Below are 9,081 nucleotides of genomic sequence, written 5' to 3'. Positions count from 1 at the left end.
TGGGCCGCTTTCCCGTCCCAGTACCTCGGGATGCGACGGCGCGAGATGCCATTTTTAAGAATATCAAACGCTTTCTCTTTAATCCGGCGAGGGTCGTTCCCGACAATGCAATTTGTCCCCTGCGTGATTGTGATAGGCCGCTCGGTGTTGTTTCGCAGAGTCAGGCAAGGGATTCCCAAAATCGTTGTCTCCTCCTGAATCCCTCCAGAATCCGTGAGCACAAGAGAAGCTCTTGACATGAGACATAGAAAATCAAGATAACCAAGCGGAGGGATGGCAAGCACCCGTCGGGGTAATTTATCCAGGCCGGAATGATCAAAACTCTTTTCATTAAATCCCTTAGTGCCGAAATCCACATAGTTAACAAGGTTATTCAGCCTGAACTCTTGAAGTCTTCTCAGCGTCCTCGGGTGAATGGGGAATATGATCGGAATTCTTGAGGCTATCTCATTGAGTGCGCCAAAAATCCTTCTGAGTGTAATCCGGTCATCCACATTAGAAGGCCGATGAAGGGTTAATAGGGCATATTTTTTGATACCTCCATCTTCAGAAAGACCCAGGCGCTCGATGATTTCAGATTTTTTCGCCATCTGGAGATGTTTCCGAAGGGTGTCGATCATCACATTTCCGACAAAATGAATTTTCTTTTTCGGAATCCCTTCGCGAATGAGATTGCGGTTGGCATCCTCACACGTTGTAAATAGAAAATCCGAAATCAGGTCCGTGAGAAGCCGGTTTATTTCCTCCGGCATTGACCTATCAAAACTCCTTAGCCCCGCTTCCACATGGGCTACAGGAATCATAAGCTTTGCCGCAACCAGAGCGCAGGCAACCGTGGAATTAACGTCGCCAACGACCATCACTAAATCTGGCTTCTCCTTGAGGCATACCTTCTCAAAAGCCATCATGATGCGAGCGGTTTGCTCGGCATGGCTTCCAGAGCCCACCCCAAGATAAATATCCGGTTCCGGGAGGCCCAGGTCCCTGAAGAAAAACTCCGACATCCCCTCATCATAGTGCTGTCCGGTGTGGACTATGGAATAATGAATGTGAACATTCTTTTTGCCTTCTTTCTGGTCTTTACCCTTCCCCTTTATTTTATTCTTTACTTCTCTGCCTTTGCTTCTTTCCTTCCCACTCTTCTTTTGCAGATTAAATTCATCGAAAGCCCCAACGAGCGGAGCTATCTTCATGAAATTCGGCCTCGCCCCCGCCACCAAAATAATCTTCATGATCTATAGAAAAGGAAATCCTTTAAGAAAGCAGCTCCATATTTGAAAATATTCTTGCCTTTCTGGTTATCAAAAGATGCTCTAAAAAGCCATTCTAAACCCGCTTTCTGGATAAAAAGTGGAGAACGTTTTCTCTTTCCTGCCCAGATATCAAATGCGCCGCCGACAGGAAGGCAAAACTTCACTTTAATTTCATAAAGGTAATCTGAAATAAAATACTCCTTTTGGGGCATCCCCAACCCCAATAACAACACATCTGGCTGAAGAGAATTAATGTTCAATAGCAGTTTAGGAATATCCTCATTGCTGAAGTATCCGTCCCGAAATCCGATGATACTTTTTAAATGATATTTTTTTTCTATTTCCTTCACAGCCCTGTCGAGATTTTCGGGAGTAGATCCCAGGAAAAAAATCGTCCACTTTTTTTCTTTTGAAGTCAAAAAAATTCTCTCGGCAAGCTCAATGCCCGTTACGCGATAAACGTGATCGTAGCCCAGCCTCCGGGAAAACCAATAAATTGGCATTCCATCCGCAATTATGATATCTGCTTCCTGAATTACCTTTTTCAGCTTATCATCCTGCTTGGCCAATACATACTTAGTCAGATTGAGGGGGACACAATAAGCCCTTTTTCCCCGACAGATGAAATCTTCAACCCTGCCTAAAATATCTTCTAGATTCCCCTGACTAATTTTTAGATGTCCAAGCGGCAAGTTTCTTATCATTTTTCAATTATAAAGTTTTCCAGCTGCAAAACATCCAGTTCTGATTTTAAAAAAGTGTCGATAGCGTCATCGGGAGAACAGACGATCGGGTCACCATGGAGGTTAAAGGAAGTATTAATTATCCCACCCACTCTTGTCTTTTTCTCAAACAGCTTAACCAGTTCATAGAAAGAGCCATGATTTTCTGGGTCAAGAATCTGAGCTCGAGAGGATTTATCAAAAGGATGGAGGCCAGCCGGAATATCTTCCCACGCGCGTGGCTTTGTATCTGGCGCAATGGTCATGAAAGGACAATGGAAATCCTCTCTCAGGAGAAGATACTCATTCCGGTATTCCTTGAGGACCGCCGGCGCAAAGGGCATCCAGAAATCCCTCATCTTGATGGCCTTGTTAATCTTGTGGATGATTTTCGAGTCTCTCGGATCTGCGAGGATCGTGCGATTTCCAAGGGCTCTTGCCCCCCATTCCATCCGGCCGGTGAATCGGCCAACTATTTTGCCTTCAAGGATTTTCTCACAGATATGATCGTTTATGCTTTCATATTTTTTGATTTTAAACCCCGATCCAGAAAGCCGATACTCAATGGCCCTCCTAATTTCACTTTCGTTATAAGAAGGCCCCCAATAAATCATTTTCAGAGGCTTAATTTTTTCAGGTAAAAACCCCATCTTCAAGGCAGCCAGGATAGAAGCACCAACGGGGTTAGATTCATCGCCGCAACTCGGAAAAACAAAGAGCGAGCTCACCTCGGGAAGCTTGGAGATGAGATAATTGAGCTTGACATTCATGAATCCACCGCCCGATACGGCAAGATCACCAATGCCGGTCGCTCGAATTGCGTTTTTCACCCACTTAAGGACGAGATCCTCAAAAAGATCCTGCACAGCCCCAGCGATCCAATCAAACCTTTTGCCCAGAATTCTCTTTTTGAATTCATCTGTAAACTGCCATTTATAAAGCCTTGTATTATTTACAAAAAGTAATGGATTTTTCTCTGAAAGCCTAAAATATTTCTTAAAAATATCAAAAATCTCTTTCCGCTCTTTTCCTGAAGCATAAGGCGCCATGCCCATAACCTTATATTCATGGGACATTGGTTTCATCCCGAGGTATTGAGTGATACGAGTGTAGAAATCACAAATGGAATTGTAATTGAAAATCTCGGCTACTCTTTCTATCTCTCCATTGCGCCCTACATTGACAGTTGCACAGACGGCGTCACCAGAACCGTCGAGAGTGATGACCAGCGTTTGGCAATTCTTATGCCAGTTGAGATAGAAGCAAGTCGCAGCATGCGATAGATGGTGCTCAAAGAAAAAAACGTTTTTGCATCCGATGCCTATCTCTTTCAATTTTTGAACGATCTCTTTTTTTCTTGAATGAAATACCACTTCTCCAATCTTTTTTATAGTTTTAATATTATTTGAGCTCTGTAACACCTTTTTCGGCAATAATTTGACTAAGCTCGCAAAAGCCCGCTTGTAGACATTAGGCCTATACCAGCTTTCGGTTCCAATCTGAGGCAACAAAGAACACACTCCGACGGCACCCACATCATTGTATGATTTGCCTGTAATCTCAAAACACTTCCTCAGCGCTTGTTCGGGAAACCCACTCCATTCTTTAATCCTGTTCAGCCTCTCCTCTGATATGCAGGCAATAACCTCTCCATCTTCAAAGAGACAAGCTGTTGCGGTATGTCCGTCGTGGATACCAAGAGTTAGCATTCTTTTCTTCCTTCGCTTATAAAATAATCCGTAAGTGCATGCAAAGCCCAGGCCTGTGACCAGCGCATGTATGGAATTTTATTCGTGTAAAAGCGATTTTTCAGATAATAGAAAAAACCTCGCTTATCCTGCATATTCTCGAGCATCCACCGTGCAATCTTCTGTCTTAGCTTCTCATACCCTTTTATCCGGGAAAAAAGGACTAGGCCTTGTGAAGCAGAGTGGATGTCCATAGGATAAAGCCGGTCATGATAGTACTTCGGCGCGCCATAATCGAGAAAGAAACTCTCCGCGTAAAACTTTACCCCTTTCTCAAAAGCACTTTTATCTTCGAGCCCGAATCCTTCCTCCAAGAAATACAGGATGCTCTGAAGATTAAACCCTGTATGGAACGAATCAATCCAGCGCTGATAATCAGTTTCAGCATAATACCACGAGCCATCGTCTCTCTGGTAGCTCATGCTATAAGCTAAACTGGCGAGGGCGATGTCTTTCAGCTCATCTTTGGGTACGAACCTATATAATCTTATGAGTAAAGAGGCACCCAGGAGATTAGCGTTATGAACGAACGTCTCATCAAGCGGAGAATAACTGAAACAGATGCCCCTGGCGTCTTCTTTTTTATTAAGGTCCTGAAGGATAAACTGGGAAATGGGCAAGGCCATTTCCAGAGCCCTTTCTTTGCCCACGAATTGATAGGTATCAAGCAGAGCGTGCCCTATAAATGCGGAATTTACGATCGTCGGCGTAAATTTGGGGAGAAAAAAGGCTTTCGATTGCCAATCGAAATTGTATCCCCAGCAATTGCCGGAGTAACCTTGACTTTTCAGGCTCTCGAGCAAGTCAAGAAAAAAATCAATTTTTTGTAGAAGTTCCAGGTTTCGAGTGGCCTTATAGAGTTTTGCATAGCTCCAGAGAAAAAGCCCGATACCTTTCGGATTATGCTCTTTTCGAATGCCCAGAAGTGGCCTTAAATTAATGGGAAATCTTTTCATGAATTGAATAAAAGCTATCCTCAGTGCTTTTCGATTGAACGACAATTTCCTTAAAATCGTGCTATTGAGAGCATCATAAGGATCATACCCTTGAAAATTTTCCCTTTCCACGTAAGTTCTCAATTTGTCGATTGCATCACTGATTTTTACTAACAAGCTGATGAGACGTATGAGTTATATGATTTATCTTCTTTGGATATTTTTAATCAAATGAAATATTTTCTTGAGTTCTTATTGATTTTATGATTTTAAAGGTTGCTTCCGACGCTGAGCAAATTTCATCAAAGCTAATAGGCGATTTTTGGCCACTTTTTATCGCTTTAAAAAAGGAAGCGATCATCGCTTTTTGCCCCTTATCTTGGCTCAGTAATTTTTTCTTGAATATTTTTCTTTTTTCAAGAATCTCAATTTGCTTAAAGTCCTTCAGAATGCCGACCATTCCCGACTTATAAACTTCAAGATATTCCTTGAATAGCCTTTTTGACCCGTTTGAAAAATAGGAAATCGTCCCGATAGAACCATTCTTAAATCTTAGATTTATGCTGATGGTGTCATCAAGGTTTTCGGCATCGAGAAGAGCTGTCGCCCAAAGTGATTCGGGAAGAGAACCATTGAGAAACGTCAGCAAATCCACAAAATGGCAGACCTCTCCAATGATTCTTCCTCCTCCTATATCTCGATCCTGAATCCAAGATTCCCCGGGAATATGGCCGGCGTTGATACGATAGATCATGGCCATCGGTCCATCGCCGAATCTCTCCTTCAAAATCTTTGTCAAGGGAGAAAATCTCCGGTTATAACCGACCAATAAGACAGGCGCCTTCCCCTGGGAGACAAGTGATTCATAAAACTCCCTTATTTCTTCAAGCTCGGATTCTTTCAGGCAAAGTGGTTTTTCCACATGCACATTCTTCCCCGCCTGTAGAGCCTTCAGGACATAATGGGCATGGCTATCATGCCGCGTGGCGATAAAGACCGTGTTGATTTCCTCATTTTCAAAAATGTCCTTTTCATCAGAGGTGCAGAACTCAAACCCGTATTTTTCGGCCACTCTTCTTGAAACCGTCCCAGAGGCGTCCAAAATGCCCCTAAGAGCTATATCTTCATTTTTGGGAATGTTTGGCAGAAGATAGCTCTGAGCATAGCTTCCAGCTCCAATGAAACCAATATTTATCTTTCTCAGAGGCTTCCTCTCTCTTAGAACTATTTTCTTTTTTACCTCTTCCGCTCCCCCAACCTTATACCTTATTAGCATCCCAAGACAAGGTTCTTCTCGTTTCAAGATAAGATCATAGGCTTTGGGCGCATCCTCGAGGTCAAATATATGAGTGGTTAGATAATCAATGGCAATCTTCCTGGAATAAATGAGTTCTTGAAATGCTTCCATGTTTCTCTTTTCTGTCCACCGCACATACCCGACTGGATAATCGATGCCCTTTTCCTCATAGGCCATATCGTATCTACCCGGACCATAGGAACAGGACATCCGCAATTCGAGTTCTTTCCTATAATAAGGCTCTCTCTCAAAGCCCGTGGGAACATTGCCGACAATCACGACTCTCCCCTTTTTTCTTGCAACGGTGCCGGCTAAATTAATTGGATCGAGACTCTGTGTCGCAGCCGTAATAATGACAGCGTCAGCACCTATACCTTGGGTGAAGGAAAAAACTTCATCCAGGACCGAAGGGTCATTTCTCACAAGACCAAGGTCCAGGCAGTGCTGGCGCGCAATTTCTACCATCCTTGGGTCGATATCGATTCCAATGACCTTAACCCCGCTGGCCCGAAGAATAAGCGCAGTGAGCTGGCCAATCAGACCGAGCCCGATAACGGCGCACGTCTCTCCTATTTTCGTGTCGGCTTGTCGTATTCCCTGGAGGGCGATAGCACCAAGCGTGTTATATGCCGCCTTCTGTAAGTCTGCATCTGGAGGAAGTTTAACGCACAAATTGGTCGGAACAGCAACTATCTCAGCATGATTCGCATAACCTGCCCCACCGCACGCAACTGAGTCGCCAACTGAAATTCCTTGAACCCCTGGGCCTACTTCTATGACCTTGCCGGCGGAGCTATAGCCAAGTTGCGAATAAGCATCGAGCCTCTTCATCAGTGCCCGATATGTCTGAACAGGCCCCCGCTCCTTCAGAAGCTCCACGACTTGTCTTGCCTGTTCCGGTCTTTCCTTAATTTTCCCAATGATACCTTGGCGGGCAACCCTGACAGTGCTCCCTTCTGTCCCAGGACTGATGAGGGAATAATGATTCTTAATTAAGATGAGGCCCTTATCTCTTACTGGAGGCGTAACTTCAATAACCTGAACCTCCCCATTTTTCAGCGTCTGAACCACCTGATTCATCTCTATATTAACCCAAAAAGATTCGGTGCCAAATCTCGAAAGCCATTAGTTGCCAGAGCTGATTGGCGTTGTATTCTTTCTCATCTAAATGATTTTTAATTAGCCGAAAAACAAACGGATAGTTAAAGTATCCTCTTCTCTTAATAGTTTCTTCAGAAAGAAGATCGAGCATCATTTCTTTTGCCTGATCTTTAATCCAAGCCCCGATCGGGGCCCCGAAGCCTGCTTTTTTTCTCCATACCAATCTATTTGGAAGATATTTCTGGGCTACTTTTTTCAAGATATATTTCTGTCTTTTGCCATTGATTTTGAAGTGGCACGGAATTCTTGATACTTTTTCAATCAGCAGATGGTCAAGGTAGGGTACTCGCACCTCAACTGCCGCAGCACTGCTCATCTTGTCGGTATACATTAGATTGAGATAAGGCAAGAAAGTCATAAGATCAAGATTCATCATAAATTGAAGGTCATCAGTCGCTTTGTAATTTTCATATACTTGTCTGTGGGCGAGAAATATCTCAGACCAATCGAAATCTTTTCTCAGTAACTTCGTTAGCTCCTCCTTCGAATAATAACTAAGATATCCAAAATATCTTTCTTCAAATGGTAGATCGGCGCTTTTCAGGAACTTCTTTAGGTTCCTTAATGACCGGCTTGAACCAATCGGCAGGCCCCTTACTAAAGGAGCAACCAAACTATTTCGGATGAAGGCTGGCACTTTGTGATAATTATCTGCAAGGCGATTGGCGAGATAGCGAGGATAACCACCAAATATCTCATCTCCCCCCACACCGGAAAGCATCACTGAACATTTCTCTTTGGCGGCGTTACAGACGAGAAAAGTTGTGATCGCTGCGGGATCAGGAAGCGGCTCATCCATATGCCAGATGAGCTTTTCAAGAAGGCTCGTCACCTCGGGTTTTACAACGATCTCGTTGTAATTCACATTTAATATATTTGCTGCCAACCTGGCATATTTAAGATCAGAGCGTATCACATCCCGCCTAAGGTCTTCTCTATTGAAACCAATGCTATAAGTCGTTACCGGCTCATCGGACACATCGTTCATTAAAGCCACTATTGTTGAAGAATCAACTCCTCCAGATAGAAAAGCGCCCAAAGGAACATCGCTAATCATTTGTTCCGAGACGGTTCGCCTCAACTCTGAATCGATAATTTCAATCCAATCTTTTTCACTTTTCGCATCGTCTTGGGTGGAAAGGTCAGGAGTCCAGTATCTCTTTTTTTGCGTTCCATCTGCATCAACCTGCATCATGGTTCCTGGCTCCAAGATTAAAATATCGTCGAATAAAGTATTAGGGGCCGGAACCCAGAGAAAACTTAGAAACTGAGGCAGACATTTGACGTTTAAGCTTGCTTTGATACCAGGATATTTGAGGATAGCCTTTATCTCAGAGGCAAAAACGAATTGTCCATTATAAAGAGTATAATAGAGTGGCTTAATTCCTGTATGGTCCCTGGCAACAAAAAGCTTGTCTTTGGGAATATCGTATAATACAAAAGCAAAAATTCCTCTTAACCTATGAATTATGTCAGTCTCCCATTTTTCGTAACCATTAAGAATAACCTCTGTATCAGAATTTGTAAGAAAAGTGCATCCCTCTGCTTCAAGATCTTTTCTCAGCTCTTTAAAATTATAAATTTCTCCGTTAAAAACGATCACTGAACTGCGCGAGGCAGATAACATCGGCTGATGCCCGCGTTCAAGGTCGATAATAGAAAGCCTCCTAAAAACAAGACCGCAACTTGGAGAACGGTATTCACCATAATCATCCGGCCCCCGGTGAGACAAAACATCACCCATTTCTCTTAAAATTTGGAGAGAGTTCTCGTGAATTTTGCCATTAGGATTGAAAATTCCAGCTATCCCACACATTTACCGGGATAAAACCGCATGGAAGGCGTAAGATAGACGCTCTATCATTTTTTCTTCAGTGAAATTCTCAAGATAAAGCCGCCGGCTTTCCTCTCCCATCTTTTTTCTTACGTCAGGGTTCTCAATTAGAAATTTGATTTTTTCTGCTA

6 protein-coding genes are annotated in these 9,081 nt (G+C 43.3%); all 6 read right to left on the bottom strand.

Features of this window, described 5'->3' with window-relative positions:
- Window positions 1-1,193 (bottom strand): non-hydrolyzing UDP-N-acetylglucosamine 2-epimerase (wecB, locus tag ACUVXA_RS11715; RefSeq protein WP_445871450.1); only part of this gene is annotated, 1,193 nt, incomplete at its 3' end.
- A gap of 35 nt (window positions 1,194-1,228) precedes the next feature.
- Window positions 1,229-1,945, bottom strand: coding sequence for a WecB/TagA/CpsF family glycosyltransferase (locus ACUVXA_RS11710; protein ID WP_445871449.1), 717 nt, complete (start codon window positions 1,943-1,945; stop codon window positions 1,229-1,231).
- Between the two features lie 8 nt (window positions 1,946-1,953).
- Complete coding sequence (locus ACUVXA_RS11705) at window positions 1,954-3,684, bottom strand: carbamoyltransferase C-terminal domain-containing protein (RefSeq protein WP_445871448.1); 1,731 nt, start codon at window positions 3,682-3,684, stop codon at window positions 1,954-1,956.
- Window positions 3,678-4,835 carry a delta-aminolevulinic acid dehydratase gene (locus ACUVXA_RS11700; protein WP_445871447.1) on the bottom strand — a complete coding sequence of 386 codons (1,158 nt, stop codon included), beginning with the start codon at window positions 4,833-4,835 and terminating at the stop codon, window positions 3,678-3,680. The genes ACUVXA_RS11705 and ACUVXA_RS11700 overlap by 7 nt, the downstream gene beginning before the upstream one ends.
- A 46-nt stretch (window positions 4,836-4,881) precedes the next feature.
- The gene (locus ACUVXA_RS11695) at window positions 4,882-7,035 is read right to left on the bottom strand and encodes a bi-domain-containing oxidoreductase (RefSeq protein ID WP_445871446.1); all 2,154 of its coding nucleotides are present in this window, start codon (window positions 7,033-7,035) and stop codon (window positions 4,882-4,884) included.
- A gap of 7 nt (window positions 7,036-7,042) precedes the next feature.
- Complete coding sequence (asnB, locus tag ACUVXA_RS11690) at window positions 7,043-8,932, bottom strand: asparagine synthase (glutamine-hydrolyzing) (protein ID WP_445871445.1); 1,890 nt, start codon at window positions 8,930-8,932, stop codon at window positions 7,043-7,045.
- Between the last annotated feature and the right edge of the window lie 149 nt (window positions 8,933-9,081).

The sequence above is a fragment of the Candidatus Jordarchaeum sp. genome, from assembly GCF_052745115.1.
This window is presented reverse-complemented; position numbering and strand designations above follow the sequence as displayed.

What these genes read in the sequence shown, in the direction of transcription:
- ACUVXA_RS11695 (WP_445871446.1), bottom strand. Translation starts at nt 7,035, where the DNA reads ATGAATCAGGTGGTTCAGACGCTGAAAAATGGGGAGGTTCAGGTTATT.
- asnB (WP_445871445.1), bottom strand. Translation starts at nt 8,932, where the DNA reads ATGTGTGGGATAGCTGGAATTTTCAATCCTAATGGCAAAATTCACGAG.
- ACUVXA_RS11705 (WP_445871448.1), bottom strand. Translation starts at nt 3,684, where the DNA reads ATGCTAACTCTTGGTATCCACGACGGACATACCGCAACAGCTTGTCTC.